This is a genomic window from Rossellomorea sp. H136, from assembly GCF_056838065.1.
The window spans coordinates 3,020,606-3,042,359 of sequence record NZ_CM166371.1 but is presented as its reverse complement, the minus strand read 5'-3'; the positions used below and the strand labels follow the sequence as shown (position 1 = coordinate 3,042,359).

General features: G+C 40.4%; 24 protein-coding genes. 23 read left to right on the top strand and 1 reads right to left on the bottom strand.

The features are described from left to right. The first annotated feature begins 96 nt into the window (after positions 1 to 96). The 10 genes from ACYH0O_RS15535 (at position 97) to ACYH0O_RS15490 (ending at position 8,492) form a co-directional block, all read left to right on the top strand. The gene (locus ACYH0O_RS15535; RefSeq protein ID WP_482629443.1) at positions 97 to 996 is read left to right on the top strand and encodes a hypothetical protein; all 900 of its coding nucleotides are present in this window, start codon (positions 97 to 99) and stop codon (positions 994 to 996) included. A 34-nt stretch (positions 997 to 1,030) separates the two neighbouring features. Next, positions 1,031 to 2,290: a tetratricopeptide repeat protein gene (locus ACYH0O_RS15530; RefSeq protein WP_482629442.1), complete on the top strand. Its 1,260-nt coding sequence runs from the start codon at positions 1,031 to 1,033 to the stop codon at positions 2,288 to 2,290. A 132-nt stretch (positions 2,291 to 2,422) separates the two neighbouring features. After that, positions 2,423 to 2,962: a ReoY family proteolytic degradation factor gene (locus ACYH0O_RS15525; RefSeq protein ID WP_149156921.1), complete on the top strand. Its 540-nt coding sequence runs from the start codon at positions 2,423 to 2,425 to the stop codon at positions 2,960 to 2,962. 648 nt (positions 2,963 to 3,610) lie between these two features. Further along, entirely contained in the window at positions 3,611 to 4,075 is a 465-nt protein-coding gene (locus tag ACYH0O_RS15520; RefSeq protein WP_482629441.1) for a YpiF family protein, read from the top strand. A 140-nt stretch (positions 4,076 to 4,215) separates the two neighbouring features. Next, entirely contained in the window at positions 4,216 to 4,725 is a 510-nt protein-coding gene (locus ACYH0O_RS15515) for a QcrA and Rieske domain-containing protein (RefSeq protein ID WP_044336348.1), read from the top strand. Between the two features lie 13 nt (positions 4,726 to 4,738). Beyond that, the gene (qcrB, locus tag ACYH0O_RS15510) at positions 4,739 to 5,413 is read left to right on the top strand and encodes a menaquinol-cytochrome c reductase cytochrome b subunit (RefSeq protein ID WP_044336350.1); all 675 of its coding nucleotides are present in this window, start codon (positions 4,739 to 4,741) and stop codon (positions 5,411 to 5,413) included. A gap of 48 nt (positions 5,414 to 5,461) precedes the next feature. Continuing rightward, a complete protein-coding gene (locus tag ACYH0O_RS15505) occupies positions 5,462 to 6,232 on the top strand; it encodes a menaquinol-cytochrome c reductase cytochrome b/c subunit (protein WP_113970697.1) in 771 nt (256 codons plus the stop codon). A gap of 64 nt (positions 6,233 to 6,296) precedes the next feature. Beyond that, the gene (lhaT, locus tag ACYH0O_RS15500; RefSeq protein ID WP_482629440.1) at positions 6,297 to 6,893 is read left to right on the top strand and encodes a lipoprotein heptaprenylglyceryl N-acetyltransferase LhaT; all 597 of its coding nucleotides are present in this window, start codon (positions 6,297 to 6,299) and stop codon (positions 6,891 to 6,893) included. A 66-nt stretch (positions 6,894 to 6,959) separates the two neighbouring features. Continuing rightward, positions 6,960 to 7,751 carry a sporulation protein YpjB gene (ypjB, locus tag ACYH0O_RS15495; RefSeq protein WP_482629439.1) on the top strand — a complete coding sequence of 264 codons (792 nt, stop codon included), beginning with the start codon at positions 6,960 to 6,962 and terminating at the stop codon, positions 7,749 to 7,751. A 60-nt stretch (positions 7,752 to 7,811) separates the two neighbouring features. Next, on the top strand, positions 7,812 to 8,492 hold the full coding sequence (locus tag ACYH0O_RS15490; protein ID WP_113970695.1) for a zinc metallopeptidase: 681 nt from the start codon (positions 7,812 to 7,814) through the stop codon (positions 8,490 to 8,492). 68 nt (positions 8,493 to 8,560) lie between these two features. Here the strand turns inward: ACYH0O_RS15490 and ACYH0O_RS15485 are convergent, their stop codons facing one another. Beyond that, positions 8,561 to 9,430 (bottom strand): YitT family protein, encoded by an 870-nt coding sequence (locus ACYH0O_RS15485; RefSeq protein ID WP_482629438.1) that lies wholly within the window; start codon positions 9,428 to 9,430, stop codon positions 8,561 to 8,563. Between the two features lie 101 nt (positions 9,431 to 9,531). On the opposite strand from ACYH0O_RS15485, the gene ACYH0O_RS15480 reads away from it, so the two are divergent. The 13 genes from ACYH0O_RS15480 (at position 9,532) to ACYH0O_RS15420 (ending at position 21,749) form a co-directional block, all read left to right on the top strand. After that, complete coding sequence (locus tag ACYH0O_RS15480; RefSeq protein WP_482629437.1) at positions 9,532 to 9,945, top strand: nucleotide pyrophosphohydrolase; 414 nt, start codon at positions 9,532 to 9,534, stop codon at positions 9,943 to 9,945. Then, positions 9,932 to 10,702, top strand: coding sequence for a 4-hydroxy-tetrahydrodipicolinate reductase (gene dapB, locus ACYH0O_RS15475; protein ID WP_482629436.1), 771 nt, complete (start codon positions 9,932 to 9,934; stop codon positions 10,700 to 10,702). The genes ACYH0O_RS15480 and dapB overlap by 14 nt, the downstream gene beginning before the upstream one ends. 12 nt (positions 10,703 to 10,714) lie before the next feature. Next, positions 10,715 to 11,122: a methylglyoxal synthase gene (gene mgsA / locus ACYH0O_RS15470; RefSeq protein ID WP_148969449.1), complete on the top strand. Its 408-nt coding sequence runs from the start codon at positions 10,715 to 10,717 to the stop codon at positions 11,120 to 11,122. 1 nt (position 11,123) lies between these two features. Further along, a complete protein-coding gene (gene bshB1 / locus ACYH0O_RS15465) occupies positions 11,124 to 11,825 on the top strand; it encodes a bacillithiol biosynthesis deacetylase BshB1 (RefSeq protein ID WP_482629435.1) in 702 nt (233 codons plus the stop codon). Positions 11,826 to 11,829: 4 nt separating this feature from the next. After that, positions 11,830 to 12,954, top strand: a complete 1,125-nt coding sequence (bshA, locus tag ACYH0O_RS15460; RefSeq protein WP_482629434.1) for an N-acetyl-alpha-D-glucosaminyl L-malate synthase BshA — start codon at positions 11,830 to 11,832, stop codon at positions 12,952 to 12,954. Positions 12,955 to 12,996: 42 nt separating this feature from the next. Then, positions 12,997 to 14,193 (top strand): CCA tRNA nucleotidyltransferase, encoded by a 1,197-nt coding sequence (locus ACYH0O_RS15455; RefSeq protein ID WP_482629433.1) that lies wholly within the window; start codon positions 12,997 to 12,999, stop codon positions 14,191 to 14,193. Then, on the top strand, positions 14,178 to 15,161 hold the full coding sequence (locus tag ACYH0O_RS15450) for a biotin--[acetyl-CoA-carboxylase] ligase (protein WP_149156910.1): 984 nt from the start codon (positions 14,178 to 14,180) through the stop codon (positions 15,159 to 15,161). The genes ACYH0O_RS15455 and ACYH0O_RS15450 overlap by 16 nt, the downstream gene beginning before the upstream one ends. 279 nt (positions 15,162 to 15,440) lie before the next feature. Further along, positions 15,441 to 16,280 carry a 3-methyl-2-oxobutanoate hydroxymethyltransferase gene (gene panB / locus ACYH0O_RS15445; protein WP_482629432.1) on the top strand — a complete coding sequence of 280 codons (840 nt, stop codon included), beginning with the start codon at positions 15,441 to 15,443 and terminating at the stop codon, positions 16,278 to 16,280. Continuing rightward, on the top strand, positions 16,277 to 17,146 hold the full coding sequence (gene panC / locus ACYH0O_RS15440; RefSeq protein ID WP_482629431.1) for a pantoate--beta-alanine ligase: 870 nt from the start codon (positions 16,277 to 16,279) through the stop codon (positions 17,144 to 17,146). Before panB ends, panC begins: the two co-directional genes overlap by 4 nt. Then, positions 17,139 to 17,522 (top strand): aspartate 1-decarboxylase, encoded by a 384-nt coding sequence (gene panD, locus ACYH0O_RS15435; RefSeq protein WP_482629430.1) that lies wholly within the window; start codon positions 17,139 to 17,141, stop codon positions 17,520 to 17,522. The genes panC and panD overlap by 8 nt, the downstream gene beginning before the upstream one ends. 116 nt (positions 17,523 to 17,638) lie before the next feature. Further along, positions 17,639 to 20,440 (top strand): ATP-dependent DNA helicase DinG, encoded by a 2,802-nt coding sequence (gene dinG / locus ACYH0O_RS15430; RefSeq protein WP_482629429.1) that lies wholly within the window; start codon positions 17,639 to 17,641, stop codon positions 20,438 to 20,440. Between the two features lie 76 nt (positions 20,441 to 20,516). Then, positions 20,517 to 21,380 carry an MBL fold metallo-hydrolase gene (locus tag ACYH0O_RS15425; protein WP_482629428.1) on the top strand — a complete coding sequence of 288 codons (864 nt, stop codon included), beginning with the start codon at positions 20,517 to 20,519 and terminating at the stop codon, positions 21,378 to 21,380. A 198-nt stretch (positions 21,381 to 21,578) separates the two neighbouring features. Further along, a complete protein-coding gene (locus ACYH0O_RS15420; RefSeq protein WP_082051082.1) occupies positions 21,579 to 21,749 on the top strand; it encodes a YpmA family protein in 171 nt (56 codons plus the stop codon). Positions 21,750 to 21,754: the final 5 nt, after the last annotated feature.

Below are 21,754 nucleotides of genomic sequence, written 5' to 3'. Positions count from 1 at the left end.
TATGAATCAGTCCAAACACCTCTCCTTTTATATGAATGCATAGCATGATTTCATCCCTTTTTTCATAGCTTGTCTATAAAGGAAGGTGATGGCGATTTGAGTACGTATATTATTGAAAATGCGAATTGGGTTAAAGACTCCAAGATCACTCAAACTTCTTTACTTGTTAAAGACGATAAAATATCGGCCATAAGAGACAGGTTTTCTTATTATCGGTACATGAGGATGGATGTTTCATCTTTCATGATGACTCCCGGACATGTAATGTGTGACTTAGAAGTGCCTGAAATAACTGATTTTCTTTCAATAAAGAGTTATTACCTGGATGAATTTATCCACAAAGGTTGTACTACTGTCCTGACGGCATTCAAATTAGGGTATGAATACGAATTCTTAGCTAAGTTGAATGAACGCAAAACCTCCTTGTTAAATAGTCCTCTTGATTACACGATAGGGTTAAAAACATCCGCAAATCTAATTACCCCTACAGTCATTCGGTCATGTAAAAGACATAAAGTTCCCGTTGTCTGGATTGACATTGACGAATTAGAATCATTCAAGGGAATTCGCTGGGGATGGATCAAAGAATGTTTATATGATTATCCTATTACTTTTGTCCCTTTTTTTACGACAAATATAGACAAAAAAACAAAATTAAAGCATCTTAAAATATGGCAAAATACGATGGAAAACGAGAAAATCCCTCATCTTTCAAATGAAATCCCGCAAAAAGAACCTATGAGATTAGAAGAACTGAAGAAAATTGGAATATATCCCCTTAGAGGAAATTTTTTGGTGGGTGGAGAAATAAGTTATAACCTCTATATGAATGTCGAAGGTGAGACGGGTGCTGAGCCCCTGGCATTTAAAATTGATCATCATGTGCTAAAATGTACAATGAATAAAGGAAAATGTTATTACTTAAATAATAGAGGCTATTATTATCCTGGTGCTGGTGAAGAACTAGTCATCCAAACACCGGGGTACTTTATTTAATGACTATTAGCTTTTTTATAGAAAGGGATTGACCATGTCATACGCTGAACAAATGTTATCTTCATTAGAAGAAGGGAAATTGGACGAAGCAAAAAAACAATATAAGCAAGCATTGAAGTTTGGAAGTCATGAAGAGAAATTCAGTCTGGCTGAAGAATTACACCATTTAGGGTTTCTGGAAGAAGCAAAAGAGTTGTATGAAAATCTGTTGGAATATTATCCAGGAGAGGGAGAACTAGTGATCGAGATCGCAGAAGTTCTCGTTGAGATGGATAATGAAGAAGAAGCGATAGACAAACTCGCAGAATTGGATGAAGAAGATCCGACCTATCCAAGAGCTTTGCTTCTTTTGGCAGATCTGTATCAAATGCAAGGTTTATTTGAAGTTAGTGAACAGAAGCTTTTACAAGCCAAGAAGTTATTACCCGACGAACCTGTCATTGATTTCGGACTGGGGGAATTATACTCTGAAACAGGCAGGTTCCTTGAAGCGATAAGGCATTATCATGCCCTTATTCAGAGAGGCACGACCGAGCTGGGGGGAACCAATGTTCATCAAAGGTTAGCCGAAGCTTATAGTGTAGGAGGAGCCTTTGAAGAAGCATTGACACATTACGAAAAGGCTCTGGAAGATCACTTGGAAATCAATACACTGTTCGGATATGCTGTTACTGCATATCAGGCTGGATTCTATGAAAAAGCCATTGAAAAGCTTATTTCGGTTAAAGAGCTGGATCCGGAATATCATTCGGTGTATTTATTATTAGCGAGGTCCTATGAACACGAAGAAAAGCTGCAGGAAAGCCTGGAAACCATTCAAGAGGGCGTAAAACAGGATGAATACAACAAGGAACTGAATTTGTTTGGTGGGAAAGTTTCCTTAAAGCTTGGGCTGGAAAAAGAGGCAGAATTATTTTTTAGGGAAGCATTAGCCTTAGATCCTGGTTATGTCGAAGCAGCTTTAGTCATAAATAAATTGTTCTTTACGCAAGATCGATTTGAGGATGTATTGGAGATTGCCCAGATGCTTACGGTTGAAGGGGAAGAAGAGCCGCAAATCAACTGGGATCTTGCAAAGGCCTATGAGGGGCTTGAACAATTTAATCATGCATTAAAACAATACCGTATTGCATATACTTACTTTAAGAATCATCAAGAGTTTTTACTAGAGTACGGACAATTTTTAGTAGAAGAAGGACTCAGAGGTGAAGCAGTAGAAGTATATAAGCACCTGATTGAAATGGATCCTTCAAATGATGAGTGGCAGGACTTGATTGAAAGATTACAAGACTAAACGACGTCGGTGGTACAAAGGGATTTACTGGTGTGTAAACATGAGAACACCTTAGAGTTGCTAACGTTTTTAACTGTATTCAAAAGGAAAACGGACCTAAACTAAAAAGGATTCTGCAGAGGAGGGAAAACCATGACCACCCCTGTTTCTGTCAACGAGAAGAAAGAATTTATTCGCTGGTTTTTAAACCGATATCAATTAAAAAGAAGAGAATGTGTGTGGATACTGAATTACCTGATGAGTCATGACCAATTAATGAAAAAAGTTCATTTTGTTGAAGAATCTCAGTACTGTCCAAGAGGTCTTGTGATGTCCACGCATTGTGTTGAGGATGTGCCATTCCGATTCTACAAAGAGAACATCATGACAACTGATGCGGAGAAGTCATTTCACGATATTCGTTTAAATAAAGACGAAGATATTTATATTCAATTGAACTTCAGTAAGGCAAATTCAAGTTATCAATTTGCAGCAGTACTTGAAGAAAACCCGTTTATGCCGAAGTATCTATTGATTAATGAAAAAGACAGGATTGTTGCAGAACAATTCCTCAAAGACAGTTTGCAAACCTTTCAACGTGATCGATTACTAAAGGCCATTGATCAGGCTCTTGATACAGGTGATGAAAAATCCTTCAAGAAATTAACCCAAGAATTGAATAGCTTAAGCTAAAAGCTCGAATGAAGAGAAAGGTACATCTCTTCATTCGAGCTTTTTTATTCACTTGTGGGGTCTCGACCTTTCCTCCATTTTCCGCAGGAGTCAAATGCCTTCCGCTACAATCCACTCTGTGCTTCGATATTTTGTTTGCATATGCCAGATAGAAAAAAACAAAAAACCATTCCGAATATTGAAAAATTCAAATTTGGAGTTGAGCATCTTCCGCTTCAATAAACTAAATAAGCATGAATTTTGATATTAAAATTTATAATACACCAACCAATCTTTTAAAAGGATTTTGTCCCTTTTAAGCTCTGTAAAGATAATTTCTTACAGATGGTGAGGGGGTAGTGCGTAGACTCCTGCGGAAGTACCGTTCGTGCCGAGACCCCGGAAGCGAAGCTGAGGAGGCTCGGCGGAACGTCCGCGGAAAGCGAAGCACTTCCCCTCACCATCCAGCACAAACTAATTGGCAGAGCCTAGGAAACCTTATTGCTTAAAGCAACAATCTTTTCGAAAAAGAGCCTCATTCTATAGGTTCAGATAAATAGGAAGAAGGTTTATGGAGCATACTATTAAAAAAGTGAAATCGCTTTTAAACGAGTGTTATAAAGTGATATGATGGGAAGTGAAAAATGAAAGAAGAAACGAGGGTTTTAAATGAATTGGAACGTTAAAGATATTGAAGTCTTTGAATCTGAAAAAGAATACATAGATACGGCCGTCATTCCGATTGTTCCTGTTGATTTTCTAAAGGATATCAAAGTGTCCGCAGCACAATCCGAATTCATCACGCTGCTAACCTTTCACCTTGAAAGGCAATTTAAGGGTAGGATGATCATGACACCTCCATTTACGTATACTATGTCTACTTCAAGAGAGAATGAGGTTTCAAGATTAACTCAGTGGGCGGGGGAATTAAGTGCCAGCGGAGTGAAACATACGTTCTTTCTTACATCGGACAGCGAATGGAAAAAGGTAGAGGGAAAGTTGCATGACCGCTTGATTTGGGTGCCTTCTGTACCACTTGAGCATCTAGATGAACAGTACAAACATTCCATCATGGAAGATCAAGTGAAGCAGCTCTTAAATGTGATTGTACAAAAATGGCAAAAAAATTCATAAAAACTTCACATTGTGTCCATCATTTAGATTAGAGAGTTATTGACCTTGTATAGAGTTTAATATATCATAGTTATGTCCTAGTTTTATATTTGTGCGAAATATGTCCGATGGACTTACCTTACGATAGAGGGGGGAAAAGGATGAGCAAACATCGTGTATCTAGACGTCAATTCCTTAACTATACACTTACGGGTGTAGGCGGTTTCATGGCGGCAGGAATGTTAATGCCGATGGTTCGATTTGCTGTAGATCCAGTATTAAAAACTTCAGCTGCTGGAGAATTTAAAGCGACAAAGCAAAAAGTTTCAGAGTTAACGAACGAACCAGTACGTGTCGATTTCTCTTATGAACAAAAAGATGCGTGGTACACATCAGAAGTAACACAAACTGCATGGGTTTATAAGAACAAAGAGGGGAATGTAGTTGCTCTTTCACCAGTATGTAAGCATCTTGGATGTACTGTAAACTGGGCGGGCGACAAGAGTAACCCAAACAAGTTCTATTGCCCTTGTCATGGTGGTTTGTATGAGAAAAACGGGAAAAATGTTCCTGGTACACCACCGACAGCACCGTTGGATGTATATCCAACAAAAGAAAAAGACGGTATTTTATACCTTGGACAACCTGAACCAAATAAATATGTTAAGTAAGGGGGCGTAATCTGTGCTGAACAAAATCTATGATTGGGTTGACGAGCGTTTGGACATTACGCCTTTGTGGCGCGATATTGCGGATCACGAAGTACCTGAACATGTAAACCCGGCGCATCATTTTTCAGCGTTTGTTTACTGCTTTGGTGGTTTAACATTCTTCGTTACCGTAATTCAAATTTTATCTGGAATGTTCCTGACAATGTACTATGTTCCAGATATTAAAAACGCTTGGGAATCTGTGTATTACCTGCAAAATGAAGTTGCATTTGGACAAATTGTCCGTGGAATGCATCACTGGGGAGCTAGTTTGGTTATCGTAATGATGTTCTTACATACACTACGTGTCTTCTTCCAAGGTGCATACAAAAAACCTCGTGAATTGAACTGGGTTGTTGGAGTACTTATTTTCTTCGTAATGTTAGGACTTGGTTTCACTGGTTACTTATTACCGTGGGATATGAAAGCGCTATTCGCTACGAAGGTTGGTATTGAAATCGCAGCTGCTACACCATTTATCGGTGAGCAAGTGAAGATCTTACTCGCAGGAGATTCTTCTATCATTGGTGCACAAACACTAACGAGATTCTTCGCTATTCATGTATTCTTCCTGCCTGCAGCATTGCTTGGACTAATGGGAGCTCACTTCCTGATGATCCGTAAGCAAGGTATTTCAGGACCACTATAAGATACGAACATAATTTAATAAACCTTAAATTAGAAGGAGGGGGACGCTATGCATCGAGGAAAAGGGATGAAGTTTGTAGGGGACTCACGTGTACCTGCAGACAGAAAGCCGAATATTCCTAAAGATTATTCGGAGTTCCCTGGAAAAACAGAGGCTTTCTGGCCAAACTTCTTACTAAAAGAATGGTTAGTTGGAGCTGTTTTCCTAATCGGTTATCTATGTTTAACGGTTGCTCATCCATCACCGTTAGAGCGTGTTGCCGATCCAACAGATACTGGATATATTCCATTACCTGACTGGTATTTCTTATTCTTATACCAATTACTTAAATACACATATGCATCTGGACCTTATAATGTTATTGGAGCATTCGTTATTCCTGGAATCGCATTTGGAGCGCTTTTACTTGCTCCATTTATCGACGTAGGACCTGAACGTCGCCCAACGAAACGTCCATTTGCAGTAGGATTCATGTTATTGGCACTTGCAGCAACATATTTCTTGACTTGGGAATCAGTTGTGACTCATGATTGGGAAGCAGCGAAGGAACAAGGTAAGATTCAGGCTGAAGTGGATATCGATAAAGAATCTGAAGGGTATAAAATCTATGCAGACCAGAAAAACGGTTGTATTAACTGTCATGGTGAAAATCTGCAAGGTGGAGCAGGACCTTCTTTAGTTGCAACTGGCCTCTCACCTGAAGAAGTAGCGGATATTGCTAAAAACGGTAAACCACCAGGTATGCCTGCAGGTTTATTTAAAGGATCAGACGAAGAGCTGGACAAACTGGCTGAATTCATCTCTGGTTTAAAAGAATAAATAGTGAAAAAGGGCCGGCTTACGTTGGCTCTTTTTTTTCTACTTGAAAGAGAGGATTAAATAAATGCTCTGGATCATGTCCATCTTGAAGAACAAAACGTTTGTATGGTTGCTTCTCATTGTGAATGTGTTTGGCACTATATACGGTTATATATGGTATATCTCTCAACTACGAAATACTCCCTCGCAATTTTTAGTGTTTGTTCCCGACAGCCCGACAGCCAGTCTGTTTTTTTGTTTCGTTCTCATAGCATTTTTACTGAATCGCAATTGGCCATTATTTGAAGTGTTAGCCATTATCACACTGTTTAAATATGGGATATGGGCCGTGGTAATGAATTTGTTAACACTGTGGGTTTCCGGAGATTTACCTTGGGAGGGCTATATGCTCATGGTGTCACATGGAGCAATGGCTATACAAGGAATATTGTATTCTTCCTTTTACCGGGTGAGGATTTGGCACATTATAGCCGGTGCAGTATGGACTGTACATAATGACATCATCGATTACGTATATATGCAGTTTCCCGTTTACTCAAGTTTGTATATGTACATACAACATATTGGATACTTCACTTTTTGGTTAAGTATTGTCTCGATCGCTATCGCTTATATCTTCACACAAAAAACGAAACGCTTAGATATTCAACTTATGCCATAGTCTTTTTTTGGTCTACTCTTGTCCACCCTTTCATAAACTTTACTAGTAGTTTTAGGGGGGACAAGTATGAAATTTATCCAATTCTTTATCGCGCTTTTCTTTTTTCTCATTTTAATACCTCACCCATTAAATGCAGTAGAGTCGACGTCTCCGATGAACGAGCTTGATGAAGTTGCAGACCAGGCCTTGCAAATGACAAAGGCTGGAAGATATGAAGAAGCGAAACATCTACTGGTTTATTTTTCTGATGAATTTGCGTCTTTAAGCGCACAACGTTCTTTTTCAATGGATGAGCTTAGAATTCTTACGATCTCACATAATCTGGCAGTGGAGAGTATCAATCAGACCTCTGCTGACATGGAACAGAAGGTGAACGCCGTTACAAAGTTCCGCCTTGTGATGGATGCTTTAAGCAGTCAATATCAGCCTTTGTGGGTCGAAATGGAAGACCCGATAATGGAAGCATTTAATGGGGTGAAGTCGGCAGCTGAAAATGGAAATGCAGATGAATACCATACCACATTGAATGTGTTTTTATCGAAATATAATATTATCCAACCAAGTATTAAATTAGATATTCCGGTAGAACGTGCTCAAGCGCTGGACGCAAGGATTTCTTACTTGGATCATTACCGGCAAGACGTGTTGGAAAGTACGGAAACCATGACCGAATTAACATCCTTGGAAACCGACCTTGAGAAGCTGTTTGAGAATAAACAAGAGGATGAAGCGGATCCTTCCCTCTGGTGGGTGATTATTTCAACCGGTAGTATCATTGTTTCTACATTATCTTATGTAGGTTGGAGAAAATATAAAGGACAAGGTGAGGCAAAAAAGTCAGAGCGTCAAAAAAATTGACAGAATCTTTATATCAATATAAAATTTAATGTATCTAATCATCTGGAGGTTATTGCGATAATGGCAGGATTTTTAATTTACTTTTTACTCATTGCTCTTATTCCAATCGGAGCTCAAATGCGTGTAAAGAGTACGTTTAAGAAATATTCAAGAGTGGCCACCACTTCAGGTATGACTGGAAGGGAAATGGCTAGAAGGATTCTCGATGACAATGGATTACACAACGTGAAGGTCGTGGAAGGCAGAGGGTTTTTGAGTGACCACTACAACCCGATTACAAAAACGGTAGCATTGTCACCTGATAACTATCACGGACATTCTGTAGCGGGAGCAGCTGTTGCGGCCCATGAAGTCGGGCATGCGATTCAAGATGCTGAAAGCTATGCATTTCTACGATTCCGTCATGCGTTGGTTCCAGTTGCGAACATAGGCTCCAATATGTCCTGGATCTTCTTGCTGATCGGAATGTTCACTCAAATGACTGGAATGTTCCTGCTTGGAATCATTCTGATGGCTGCGGGGGTTGTGTTCCAATTAATCACCCTTCCTGTAGAATTCAATGCTTCTTCCCGGGCGATGAACCAGATCGTTTCACTTGGTCTGATTCGGAATGAAGAAGAACGACATGCACGGAAAGTATTGAACGCCGCGGCAATGACATATGTAGCTGCTGCTGCAGTTGCGGTTATTGAATTACTTAGACTTGTATTAATCTTTACTGGGATGAATGGTGACGATTGATTCTAAATAAAGAAGAAGCTGGACTCTAGTTATGAGCCCAGCTTCTTTTTGTATATGGTAGATCCATGTTAGTCATGTAAAGGGTTCTTGTCTGCGTCTAATGTAAATCCTTCGCCAAGTACGTCATGTACTACGGTGACGGAGACGAATGCATGTGGATCGACGCTTGTGATGATATTTTTCAGCCGTACGATTTCATTTTTTCCGACCACACAGTAGAGCACTTCCCTGTTTTGTTTCGTGAACGAACCATGTCCTCTTAGCACGGTTACCCCCCGGTCCATTTTTTCATTAATGACACTCGCTATTTCTTCATGGCTGTCGGAAATAATCATAGCTCCTCTGGCTGAGTATGCCCCTTCCTGCATAAAGTCAATGACCCTTGCCGCAACGAATACAGCTACCAGTGTATACATGGCTTCCCTGTATTCAAGGTACGTGATGAGGGACGCTCCAATGACGATGGCGTCAAACATAAACATCGTTTTCCCCATGCTCCATCCTATGTACTTATGGGCGAGTCGAGCGATGATATCAACGCCGCCCGTCGTACCGCCATATCTGAAAATAATCCCCAGTCCAACCCCGATAAAAACCCCTGCAAATAATGCTGCAAGAAACAGATCGCCTTCCAGGTTGATGGTCATTTGATATCTTTGGAAAATCCATAGAAATACAGAGAGGCTGACGGTTCCGAGTACAGTATAGTAGAAAGCTTTCTTTCCGAGAAGCTTCCATCCTAAGAAAAATAGGGGGATATTTAAGGCCAGGTTGGAGTAAGACGGATCAATGTCAAATAAAAAATAAAGGATAAGTGTTATTCCGGTAAATCCGCCTTCAGCCAATTTATTTTGGATATTAAAATGGACAAGACCAAATGCGAAGATAGCTGCCCCCAACAGGATGAATAATATATTTTTTAAGCGTAATACCAACATATGTGTTTCCCTCCTTCTATTCGTATTATCTCGTTGACAGAGACATTATATAAGAAGAAAAATGAACTGGCAATGAAGAGTTAATAAATCAAACGTAATATTTGTCAAACGGGAAGGATTTAGCTAACATGATAGGAGATACTGAAGGAGTGTGGCTTCTTATGGATAATAAAAAAACGATGGATCAATTACAAAAAGAGGTAGATCAATACATAAGTCAATTTAAAGAAGGATATTTCAGTCCATTAGCAATGGTGGCGAGGCTCACGGAGGAACTAGGTGAACTGGCGAGAGAAGTAAATCATTATTATGGAGAAAAACCAAAGAAGAATTCAGAGGAAGAAAAGACGATTGAGGAAGAACTCGGGGATTTATTGTTTGTGGTCATCTGCCTGGCGAACTCCCTGGATATCAGCCTGGAAGAGGCCCACAATCGTGTGATGGATAAATTTAATACAAGAGATAAAGATCGCTGGACAAGAATTGAAAGTAGGGATGAAGATGGAACAAATTAACGTCACTATTGCTGGGCCAAGAGGAAGAATGGGGAAAGAAGCGGTTCAGTTAGTAAAGGATATTGAACATTTTACGCTTATTAGTGTGATTGATTATAAGAAAGAAATAGATATAGATGTACCGGTGTACGCGGATATTGAATCATGTTTTCAAGATCAAACCCCAGATGTGCTTATCGATTTAACAACTCCAGAAGTAGGTTATCACCATACAAAAACGGCACTGGAATACGGTGTTAGACCAGTTGTGGGCACGACAGGTTTCTCTACAGATGAATTAAATGAACTTAAAACCCTTGCAGAATCAAAGTCACTGGGATGCATAATTGCCCCCAATTTTGCTATTGGAGCAGTGCTTATGATGAAATTTTCCCAGATGGCAGCTAAGTATTTCAATGATGTGGAAATCATTGAATTACATCACGATCAAAAACTGGATGCACCTTCAGGGACTGCCGTTAAGACAGCCGAAATGATCAGGGAAGTGAGAGAATCGAAGCAGCAGGGGCACCCTGATGAAAAGGAAACGCATTCTGGTGCAAGAGGGGCGAATGTTGATGGCATACATATCCATAGTGTCCGCCTGCCGGGATTAATTGCTCATCAACAGGTGATGTTAGGAGCGGAGGGTCAGACATTAACGATCCGCCATGACTCTTTTAACCGGGGAAGCTTCATGTCAGGAGTGAAAGTTTCCGTTGATACGGTCATGAAGCTGGATACACTTGTGTACGGGCTGGAAAATATTCTAGATTAAAGGGTGAGTGTTATGAATATCGCATTAATAGCTCATGATAAGAAAAAAGACGATCTTATTCGTTTCGTATTGGCATATAAGTCAATAATTGAAGAACACGCTCTTTTCGCCACTGGAACAACGGGAAAGAGAATCGGGGAAGAAACGGGGTTATCTGTCCATCGTTTCCGTTCAGGTCCACTGGGGGGAGACCAGGAGATAGGTTCTTATATTGCCAATAATAATATGGATCTTGTCCTGTTTTTTAGAGACCCTTTAACAGCTCAGCCGCATGAACCTGATGTATCTGCTTTAATCAGACTATGTGATGTGTATCAAGTTCCATTAGCTACCAATATGGGAACAGCAGAAGTATTGGTGAAAGGGCTCGAAAGAGGAGATATCGAGTGGCGAAGTGTGGTAAAGGATAAGGAGGAGTAAAGTGGATCAACAAATAGACATCCTCGCATTTGGAGCCCATGCCGATGACGTGGAGATCGGCATGGGAGGTACCCTTGCAAAATATGCGGCTGAAGGAAAGAAGATTGTAATTTGTGATCTCACAGAAGCCGAACTTTCTTCAAATGGAACCGTTTCTATGCGTAAAGAAGAAGCAAGGTCAGCTGCACAAATATTGGGTGCCGACAAGAGAGAGACCTTGGATGTTCCGGATAGAGGAATTTACATAACAGATGAAAACATTCAAAAAGTGGTTAACGTGATCAGAATGTACAAGCCCAAAGTGATATTCGCTCCCTACGGCCAGGATCGTCATCCTGATCATGGTAATGCTTCACGATTGATCAAAGAAGCTTTTTTTTCAGCTGGAATTCGAAAATTCCATCCCGCAACTCCGGCACATAAAGCGGATAATCTGTATTTTTATATAATCAACGGCTTTCACAAACCTCAATTTGTAGTGAATGTTGAGGCCTATATGCATTCGAAGATTCGAAGCTTAGAGGCATATACGAGCCAGTTCACCCAAGGGTCTGGAGGAGTGTCGACTCCTTTAACGGAAGGATACATAGAAGCGGTTGAAGCAAGGGAGCGAATGATGGGGAAAGAAGCGGGCCTACGTTATGCAGAAGGATTCTTTTCCTATAACACCCTAATATTGCATCAAGATTTGTTAGGAGATTAATGGTATGAAAATGAAAATAGGTATTACCTGCTATCCGACTGTTGGGGGTTCTGGAGTAGTAGCTACAGAACTGGGGAAATTATTAGCAGAGAGAGGCCATGAAATTCACTTTATTACCTCGAGCATTCCATTTCGGTTAAATAAAATGTATCACAACATCTACTTTCATCAAGTGGAAGTGAGTCAATATTCAGTGTTTCAATACCCGCCTTACGATATAGCACTGGCGAATAAGATGGCAGAAATTACAGAGCGTGAGAACCTGGACATCCTTCATGTACATTATGCTATTCCGCATGCAGTCTGTGCCATTTTGGGTAAACAAATGTCTGGTAAAGATGTAAAGATTGTCACCACCTTGCACGGCACAGATATTACCGTACTAGGTTATGATCCTTCTTTAACAGGAGCGATTCGATTCGGGATCGAAAAGTCAGACGTGGTGACCGCGGTTTCTTCCGCATTAGTGAAACAAACCAATGACTTGATACAGCCGGATAAGGACATTCATACGGTCTATAATTTCATAGACGAAAGAGTTTACAAATCAGTAGATTCTCAGCATCTTAGAAATGAATATGGAATTAAGGATAATGAAAAGGTCATTATTCATGTTTCCAATTTTCGTGGGGTGAAAAGAGTAACAGATGTTGTAGCTGCATTCAACCTTATACAAAACGAGATCCCGGCAAAGCTCCTTCTTGTCGGGGACGGACCTGAAATGACGGTGATATGCAGGCAGGTGGGAGAACTCGGATTAGAAGATAAAGTATTGTTCCTTGGAAAACAGGATAACTTGGAGGAGCTTTATTCGCTTAGTGACATTAAACTGCTACTTTCAGAAAAAGAAAGTTTCGGTTTAGTTGCCCTGGAGGCTATGGCTTGCGGCGTGCCGAGCATCGGTACAAATGTAGGGGGCATTCCTGAAGTCATTGAGGATGGATACAACGGCTTTATTTGTGAAGTCGGGAACGTGGCTCAAGTTGCAGAAAAGTCTCTGTTATTGCTTAAAGATGAAGCACTTCACAAAGAGCTTTCGGAACATGCACTACAAACGGCCCGAACAAAGTTTCACTCCAGCAAAATTGTAGAAGAGTATGAACGGATCTACAAAGAGCTTCTATCATGATACAACCGGAAGGTAAAGATCCGAGCAAAGCAGGTGTTAAAAATGTTACCGAGTATATTCCAACAAGCAGTACCCGTTTTAAAAAAGATTGAAAGGGCTGGATTCGTTGCCTATTTCGTTGGTGGATCTGTCAGGGATCACTTCCTAAGCCGTCCGATTAATGACGTAGATATCGCAACGTCAGCCTATCCACAAGAACTAAAGGAGATATTTCCGAAAACAATTGATGTAGGCATAGAACACGGGACTATTCTGGTCATAGATGAGGGAAGAGAATATGAAATCACTACATTCAGGACTGAATCTGGATATGCGGACTTTAGGAGGCCGGATAAAGTTGAATTCATCCGTTCCTTAGAAGGGGATCTGGAGCGCCGTGACTTTACGATGAATAGTATGGCCATGGATGCTGATGGGAAAGTATATGATCCCTTTAAGGGCATGGATGACATACATAATAGAGTGATCCGGACAGTTGGATCACCGGACTTGCGGTTTAATGAGGACGCTCTTCGTATGATGAGGGGGGTGCGCTTTGTCAGTCAATTAGGCTTCAAGGTCGATCCTGATACATTGAATGCGTTAAAAGAGCACTCAAGGCTTCTTGAGCATATAGCTGTAGAAAGAAAAACGATGGAGTTCGAGAAAATTTTAGGAGGTAAATGGAAACGAGAGGCACTTGCCCTTCTTGTCCGTACCAAACTATATAGTGAACTCCCTCATTTGACTCAACAGAAAAAAGCTCTTAAAGATGTAGCGAATCTTATTCGATTAGAAAATATTAATAAAGACCAAACATGGTTACTTCTATTAGCATATATCGGGAAAATTGATACCGAGGAGTTTCTAAAAGGCTGGAGGCTACCAACGAAAACGATACGGGAACGTTCGAAGGAGCTTGGAATCTTAAAGGAAAGAAGGAAGTCCGGGTGGTCTAAATCCTTGCTTTATCGTGCCGGCCTGGAAGCAGCCATAAATGTTGAGAAAGTCCATGAATGCATAGAATCTAAATCGGTTTCTTCTGTAGAAACCGTGAAGGAAGAATATTCTTCTTTAGCGATTACTTCGAGACAACAACTGGATGTAACAGGAAATGACTTAATGACATGGGCGAACAAAAAGGGAGGTCCATGGATGAAGGAACTTTTGGCTGAAATTGAATCCGCGATTGTAACTAATACAATCAATAACGATAAAGAAACGATAAGGAGGTGGCTACAGACATGCAATCGACTATAAAGAAGAAACTGCTTCACGCTTTATCTGAATCGAATCAGGAATTTTTATCCGGACAAGCACTGGCTGATATAGCAGGCTGTTCAAGAACGGCTATTTGGAAGCATATTGAAGAACTTCGTAAAGAAGGTTTTGTGTTAGAAGCCGTAAGAAAAAAAGGATATCGAGTTATTGAAACCCCTGATAGTGTGACAGAAAGTAAGATCCGCTTAGGATTACAAACGAAATCGTTAGGCAGAGTGATCCACTATGAAGAGTCGGTTCAAAGTACACAGCGCATCGCTCATGTGCTTGCGGGCGACGGCGCATCAGAAGGTACGTTGGTCATTGCTGATGAACAAACTGCCGGAAGAGGCAGGTTAATGAGAGAGTGGCATTCATCAAAAGGAACGGGAATTTGGATGAGTCTGATCTTAAAGCCCCTTCTTCCACCCCAAAAGGCCCCACAGTTTACACTCATTACTGCAGTTGCCGTCGTTCAAGCGATCGAGGAAGTAACCGACCTTCATCCGCAGATCAAATGGCCGAATGATATTCTTATTGACGGAAAGAAAGTGACGGGGATTTTGACGGAGCTGCAAGCTGAATCTGATAAAATAAATTCCATTATTATCGGGATCGGCATGAATGTAAATCATACGAATGAACACTTTCCTGATGAACTTCAGAAGATTGCGACTTCACTGGCCATAGAACAAGGAGAACCTTTATCAAGATCAGAAATTGTTCAAAAGGTGTTAGAACGAATAGAAGCCCTATATTCTATGTATATGAAGGAAGGTTTTACCCCGGTCAAGCTGTTATGGGAGAGTTATGCAATCAGTATCGGTAAGAAAATCCGTGCCCGTACCATCAATGGAACGATTGAAGGAAGAGCACTCGGAATAACCGATGAAGGCGTTCTGAAGATCGAAGACTCAGCAGGGACCATTCATCAGATTTATTCGGCAGATATTGAAGTGAATATTTAGGTGAAACTGGGATGGGGCTATTCGATTGCTTCCATCCCGGTTTTTTTATGGTATAATCTCATTGGGCAGTATCCTTGGAACTGCACCCCTATACGTTCAGCTTTTAAAACTTTAATACAATTTCTGCCTTGATCCATTGTGGACTGGGACAGAGGGTCGAAACAATGATACTAAACACTTATGATCCTTCTGTCATTTATTCAGGAGGTTTTTTTATGTCTTCAATGAAAGTGCTTTCATTTCGTTTCGTCACCTCTGACTGAAAAGAAGGAGGATATTATGAAACAAACAACAGATTTTCTTAAGATGAAGAATAAGAGAGAAAAGATTTCCATGCTTACAGCGTATGATTTTCCAAGTGCCAAGATAGCGGAAGAAGCGGGAATTGATGTCATCCTTGTAGGTGACAGCCTCGGAATGGTTGTATTGGGTTATGACTCAACGGTACCTGTAACAGTTGAAGATATGATCCATCATACGAAAGCCGTAAAAAGAGGGGCGAAAGATACCTTTATCGTCACTGATATGCCGTTTATGTCCTACCATTTGTCAAGGGATGAAACTCTTAAAACAGCGGCTCAGATTCTTCAACAGGGAGGCGCTCACGCTGTAAAGGTAGAGGGGGGAGATCATGTGATTGATCGTATCGAATCCCTTACAAGTGCCGGCATACCCGTTATCGCTCATTTAGGTTTAACCCCTCAATCCGTCGGTGTCCTTGGAGGATATAAAGTACAAGGGAAAACAGCCGACTCAGCCAAAAAGTTGATCGATGATGCCATAAAATGTGAACAGGCAGGTGCCTTTGCACTTGTGTTAGAGTGTGTACCAAAGCAAATAGCCAAAGAGATTTCAGAAGCATTAACGATTCCGACGATTGGTATTGGAGCAGGCAGTGAAACAGATGGACAGGTATTAGTGTTCCACGACCTTGTAACATACGGGGTGAATCGAGTGCCTAAGTTTGTTAAACAATACGGCAACGTATCAGAAGCCATTCATATCAGCATAAAAAACTATATAGAAGAAGTTAAAGGGAAGAGCTTCCCAACAGATGACCATTCCTTTACGATGCGGGATGAAGAATTGGATGCTCTCTATGGTGGAATGAAAAAATGAAAGTGATAACGAACACACAAGATCTGCAAGCTTCGATACAACAAGTTAAGAATTCAGGGTCCAATATCGGGTTTGTCCCTACAATGGGGTACCTTCATGAAGGGCACATAAGTCTAGCGGAGGAAGCCAGGAAAAACAACGATACTGTCGTGATGAGTATCTTTGTAAACCCCCTGCAGTTCGGTCCGAATGAAGACTTCGACCGCTACCCTCGTGATATTGAAAGAGATACAGAGTTAGCAAAGAATGTTGGGGTTGATATACTCTTTATTCCTGAAGTAGTAGAAATGTATGATGGGAAACAGTCTGTAGCCTTGTCTGTGATAGAGCGGGTAGAAGTACTGTGCGGACGAAAACGTGAAGGTCATTTTGACGGAGTGGTAACCGTTCTGACTAAATTGTTTCACCTTATTCAGCCGACCAGAGCGTATTTCGGGCTGAAGGATGCCCAGCAAATTGCAGTAGTGGAAGGGTTAGTAAGTGATTATTTCTTTCCGGTGGAAATAGTGAGGGTGCCTACCGTAAGAGAAGAGGATGGATTGGCGAAAAGCTCAAGAAATGTCTATCTATCAAAAGAAGAAAGAAGGGAAGCTCCTTCACTTTATCAAAGTCTGATAGAAGCAAAAAATCGTATTGATGCCGGGGAGAGAGACCCCGATACGATTATTTCTATAATTTCAATGAACGTTCAAGAAAATACCTCGGGAGAAGTCGATTATGTGGAAGTGTACTCCTATCCTGAGCTAACGGAACTGTCCAGATTACAGGGTGAGATCATTATAGCACTGGCAGTACAATTTCAACAGGCCAGATTAATTGATAATATAATCATCAGTGTAGAACCAGAGGAGGATTTAAATGTTTAGAACGATGATGAGTGGTAAAATCCACAGAGCCACTGTAACAGAAGCGAACTTGGATTATGTGGGAAGCATTACCATCGATCAGGATATTTTAGATGCAGTCGGAATGATGGCGAATGAAAAGGTTCAGATTGTAAACAACAACAATGGAGCCCGACTGGAGACTTACATTATACCAGGTGAAAGAGGAAGCGGCGTCATATGTTTGAACGGAGCTGCTGCACGACTTGTGCAAAAAGGTGATATTGTCATCATCATATCATATAAACTGGTAGCTGAAGAAGTGGTCCATGACCATATCCCGAAAGTAGCTATCATGGGAGAAAATAACCGTATCATTGACATGATCGGAACAGAACCTGAAGCGACAATACTATAAAAAAAATCGGCAAGTCTTCTAATTTGTGAATAGGAGACTTGCTTTTTTGTTTATGGTACACTTATTTAGAAATCATAAGAGTATGATGTAGGATCTAAATAAAGGCAGTGAAGAACATGTACCCATTTAAATTCGTTGTTATCGATCTTGAAACAACAGGAAATTCTCCTAAAAAGGGAGAAAAAATCATCCAACTATCAGCGGTTATTATAGAAAGCGGAAAGATCATTGACCAATACACATCATTTGTGTCACCTGGTAAACCGATTCCTGCGTTTATTGAGGAATTGACGGGGATCAATGATGAAATGGTCAAGGACGCTCCAGCATTTCATGAAATTGCACCGAAAATACTTGAGCTTCTGGATCATGGCGTTTTTGTTGCTCACAACGTTCAATTCGATTTATCATTCCTTCAAGCAGAACTGGAAGAAGCAGGCTATAATCCATTTACGGGTCCTGCCTTCGATACAGTAGAATTAGCTAAAGTGGCCTTACCATCAGCAGATAGTTTTAAACTGACGGAATTATCCAATTCTTTGGATTTAAGCCACGTAAGGCCTCACCAGGCAGACAGTGATGCCTATGTGACAGCCGAAATTCTTCTTTATTTTATTAAAGAATTGTCCAAGCTCCCATTAGTCACACTCGAAAATCTTCACAAGCTTTCACATCATTTGAAAAGTGATCTTTCCTTATTGTTTGACAGTATTGTGAGTGAGAAACAAAAACACGTAGAGGATCTTCCACCCCAGTTAGAGGTGTATCGAGGACTGGCTCTTCGGAAGAAAAATGCTTCAAAGAAAGAAGTTCTACCTATTGAAGAGTTCCATGTTGCTGAACCCGATATAGAAGAACACTTGGCACAATATGTTCCCTTCTATGAGAAGAGAGAGCAGCAAATGGAGATGATGGATGAGATACAACATGCTTTTCAAGAATCCCGCCATGTGGTCATAGAAGCGGGAACCGGAGTTGGCAAGTCACTGGGCTACTTATGGCCTGCGTTTATATTTGCCAAGGGCTCTCATGAAAAGGTGGTCATCAGTACATACACCATCCAATTACAAGAGCAATTACTTCATAAAGAAATTAAATTATTAGAAAAAATAAGCCCTACACCATTCAGAACCGTACTATTAAAAGGGAAAAATCATTACATAAACCTGTTTAAGTTTGAACAGTCTCTCAGAGAAGATGAGTCTCAATATGACGTAGTTCTGACAAAGATGCAAATTCTGGTATGGCTTACACGAACAGAGTCCGGTGATATGGATGAACTTAACCTTACTTCTGGGGGGCAGTTGTTCTGGAATCGTCTAAAACATGACGGCTGGCACTTACCTCATACGAAAGATCCCTGGGTCGGGAAAGACTTCTATCTTTTCGCAAGAAAGAGTGCTCAAGATGCAGATATCATCATTACAAATCACTCAATGCTTCTGACTGATATCGTGAAGGAAAGCAGCATGCTTCCTCCTTACGATTACTTAGTAATAGATGAGGCTCATCATCTGGAGAAGTCAGCAAGACAGCATCTTGGAGTTGTAATGGATTATCTCTCGATTAAGTTTAGTACTTCCCAGTTAGGAACCCTGGACCAAAAACAGTTGTTCTATCGACTTGATCAGCTTATTTCCAACCACTCAGTTCAAATGAATACAAACTCATTTGAATTGGATTCTCGCATTAGTCAGTTTTACATTGATTTAGAAGAGTCCATCGGAGTGTTAACGAGCGTCTTTTATAAGAAAGCCAAAAAGAGAACCGGGGTACAAAAAATACAGCTGAGAATTACGGACGAAATGAAGAGGAGTAGCTACTTTCAACCTGTACTCATGTCCATGGAACGGGTTATTTCAGGAATGAAGTTTGTGGAAAGAGAGTTTCAGCAGGTTCTGGAGACAATCAAGGATAAGAAGATCAAGCTGCAAGATAAAGAAAAAGCCTTGATTGAAGAATTCTACAGCTTTTTAGTGGATTGGGCAGAATTGAGAATGAATTTTCAAACTGTCTTTTTAAGAGAAATGAACAACCATGTTCTCTGGTTAGATGGAGATACAAGATCATTACCGAATAGTCTTTCTATCCAAGCTCAACCAGTTACCGTCAATCGTAATCTTCAAGATGAAATCTTTGCCAAAAAGAAAAGTGTCGTCCTTACCTCAGCTACCCTGACCGTCAGCGGGTCTTTCAATTACTTCTTAAACGAGATTGGACTCATAGGTAAGGGGGTAAAACAGTTACAGCTTACTTCTCCTTTTGATTACAATGAAGTTTCTAGATTATTCGTCCCGACAGACGTCCCTGAAATTCAGCAAGTCCAAAGTGAAGAATATATTGAAGCAATAAGCTCGCATTTAATAGGAGTGGCTCAAGCGACGAAAGGGCGAATGCTCATCTTATTTACGTCTTACGATATGTTAAGGAAAACGTATGAGCTGATGAAAGAAAGTGGTTTATTAGAGGAATATGTATTAATGGCACAAGGAATCACCTCAGGAAGTCGTACAAGGCTGACAAAGAACTTCCAGCGATTTGACAAGGCGATTTTATTTGGAACGAGTAGTTTCTGGGAGGGTGTAGACATTCCCGGAGAAGACCTGTCTTGTCTTGCCATGGTCAGACTTCCTTTTTCTCCACCTGACGAGCCTGTCAATCAGGCAAAAGCAGATATCCTCAAGTCTCAAGGGAAGAATCCGTTTTCTTCTCACTCTTTACCCGAAGCGATTATTCGGTTCAAGCAAGGGGTAGGAAGGCTGATTAGAAGAAGCAGTGATCGGGGAATCGTGATTGTATATGACCGCAGAGTGATGACGACAAGGTATGGTAAGGCATTCTTGCAGTCGATTCCTTCAATGGAAGTAAAAGAAGGCGATTTATTTGATTTGGTTACATGGATTGAAGATTGGCTCTAATACAGATTAAACTTCAGTGATAAATTTTACTCTTTAACACAACCTAAAGAGTAGATGTGAAACTGGAGGATTGAAAATGAGAGTGATCTTTTCGGTAATGCTGACTTTTTTCCTTGTCATTTCAAATGCCTATGGTATAAAGGTGCCTCAGGTGGATTTACATGTATCACAAGAGGAGTATGCGATTAGTTTTCTTCCTGTTTTAAAAGGGGAGGTAGCAGTTCTTCATTTAGCTTCCGGGAAAAATTATTTAATTAATACAGGACCCCTTCAGGAAAGTAGACAATTATATTATTATTTGAATCAAATGCACATCGACAGCATAAAGGGAATCATCCTCACGGAAAAAAGAGAAGTGCATGAGGATATGATTATTGAACTTGGTAAGAAGTACTCCATAAAAGAAATAATAACGGGTAAATCCCTGGCTGAAACAATACAGAAAAATGGTTCCTTTACGATTCAAACGATTACAGAAGATCAGTCATACTCGCTTTCAAAAGAGTTAGCATTAAATGTGATGTATGAAGGCAATGAGAAAGGAGAAGGATTGGACTTTTCCATTACCTTATTCCATCATCGCTTTTTGTGGCTGAGCTCACAATCAACTCATTCTGAAGAGGTTTTACTTACAAAACCCCTAAAGAACGTAAATATTGTCAAAATACCTCTTCACTCTAAATCTGAAAATATGTCCCACAGTCTCCTGAAGCATATCGATCCTCAAACGGCTTTACTATACCGTTCTAAGGAAAGGCTTCTTAATGGTGAAATGCTTGAAGCCATCAACGAGGCATGGATTGATCTATATTTAACCGGTCAACATGGATTGATTGCCATCAAATTTAATAAGCGAAATTACGAAGTGCTTACCTTTGATCAAGAAGATGGAGTGTTTAAAGAAGAGGCGGAAAACCTTAATGCCGAAAGAAAAAATTAAGTCAGGCTGACAACGTTGTCAGCCTGACTGAGTGTGGATTAGAATAGTTTTTGAGATACGCTCTACCATTATAGCCATTAATGTTGTTATAATGTGTGTGTAGCGATTCTTACTCATAGTGTCGCGGATTGAAGTGACATCATGAGTTGTTTTTTAATAGGGGAATATCTTAAGTAAGCGGGTAAAAGGAGGAACACCATGGAGAGCCGAATTGAAATTCTTTCCACCGTTCGTATCGAATATACGGATAACTTATATAAAGTGGTTGATACATTAAATAGAACCTTAAAAAAAGATGATTATATGTTTGGTTTAGCCTTAGATCCGGAAGATCAGAATCAAGCAGTATTAACAATATATCGTACATAAAGAGT

Bases quoted from the DNA above. Each gene is read 5' to 3' on its own strand.
- ACYH0O_RS15420 (WP_082051082.1), top strand. From the start codon at position 21,579: ATGGAGAGCCGAATTGAAATTCTTTCCACCGTTCGTATCGAATATACG.
- ACYH0O_RS15515 (WP_044336348.1), top strand. From the start codon at position 4,216: ATGAGCAAACATCGTGTATCTAGACGTCAATTCCTTAACTATACACTT.
- ACYH0O_RS15525 (WP_149156921.1), top strand. From the start codon at position 2,423: ATGACCACCCCTGTTTCTGTCAACGAGAAGAAAGAATTTATTCGCTGG.
- mgsA (WP_148969449.1), top strand. From the start codon at position 10,715: ATGAATATCGCATTAATAGCTCATGATAAGAAAAAAGACGATCTTATT.
- ACYH0O_RS15425 (WP_482629428.1), top strand. From the start codon at position 20,517: ATGAGAGTGATCTTTTCGGTAATGCTGACTTTTTTCCTTGTCATTTCA.
- ACYH0O_RS15520 (WP_482629441.1), top strand. From the start codon at position 3,611: ATGAATTGGAACGTTAAAGATATTGAAGTCTTTGAATCTGAAAAAGAA.
- ACYH0O_RS15450 (WP_149156910.1), top strand. From the start codon at position 14,178: ATGCAATCGACTATAAAGAAGAAACTGCTTCACGCTTTATCTGAATCG.
- panC (WP_482629431.1), top strand. From the start codon at position 16,277: ATGAAAGTGATAACGAACACACAAGATCTGCAAGCTTCGATACAACAA.
- ACYH0O_RS15530 (WP_482629442.1), top strand. From the start codon at position 1,031: ATGTCATACGCTGAACAAATGTTATCTTCATTAGAAGAAGGGAAATTG.
- panD (WP_482629430.1), top strand. From the start codon at position 17,139: ATGTTTAGAACGATGATGAGTGGTAAAATCCACAGAGCCACTGTAACA.
- ACYH0O_RS15490 (WP_113970695.1), top strand. From the start codon at position 7,812: ATGGCAGGATTTTTAATTTACTTTTTACTCATTGCTCTTATTCCAATC.
- lhaT (WP_482629440.1), top strand. From the start codon at position 6,297: ATGCTCTGGATCATGTCCATCTTGAAGAACAAAACGTTTGTATGGTTG.
- ACYH0O_RS15455 (WP_482629433.1), top strand. From the start codon at position 12,997: ATGTTACCGAGTATATTCCAACAAGCAGTACCCGTTTTAAAAAAGATT.
- bshA (WP_482629434.1), top strand. From the start codon at position 11,830: ATGAAAATGAAAATAGGTATTACCTGCTATCCGACTGTTGGGGGTTCT.
- panB (WP_482629432.1), top strand. From the start codon at position 15,441: ATGAAACAAACAACAGATTTTCTTAAGATGAAGAATAAGAGAGAAAAG.
- ACYH0O_RS15485 (WP_482629438.1), bottom strand. From the start codon at position 9,430: ATGTTGGTATTACGCTTAAAAAATATATTATTCATCCTGTTGGGGGCA.
- ypjB (WP_482629439.1), top strand. From the start codon at position 6,960: ATGAAATTTATCCAATTCTTTATCGCGCTTTTCTTTTTTCTCATTTTA.
- dapB (WP_482629436.1), top strand. From the start codon at position 9,932: ATGGAACAAATTAACGTCACTATTGCTGGGCCAAGAGGAAGAATGGGG.
- dinG (WP_482629429.1), top strand. From the start codon at position 17,639: ATGTACCCATTTAAATTCGTTGTTATCGATCTTGAAACAACAGGAAAT.
- ACYH0O_RS15505 (WP_113970697.1), top strand. From the start codon at position 5,462: ATGCATCGAGGAAAAGGGATGAAGTTTGTAGGGGACTCACGTGTACCT.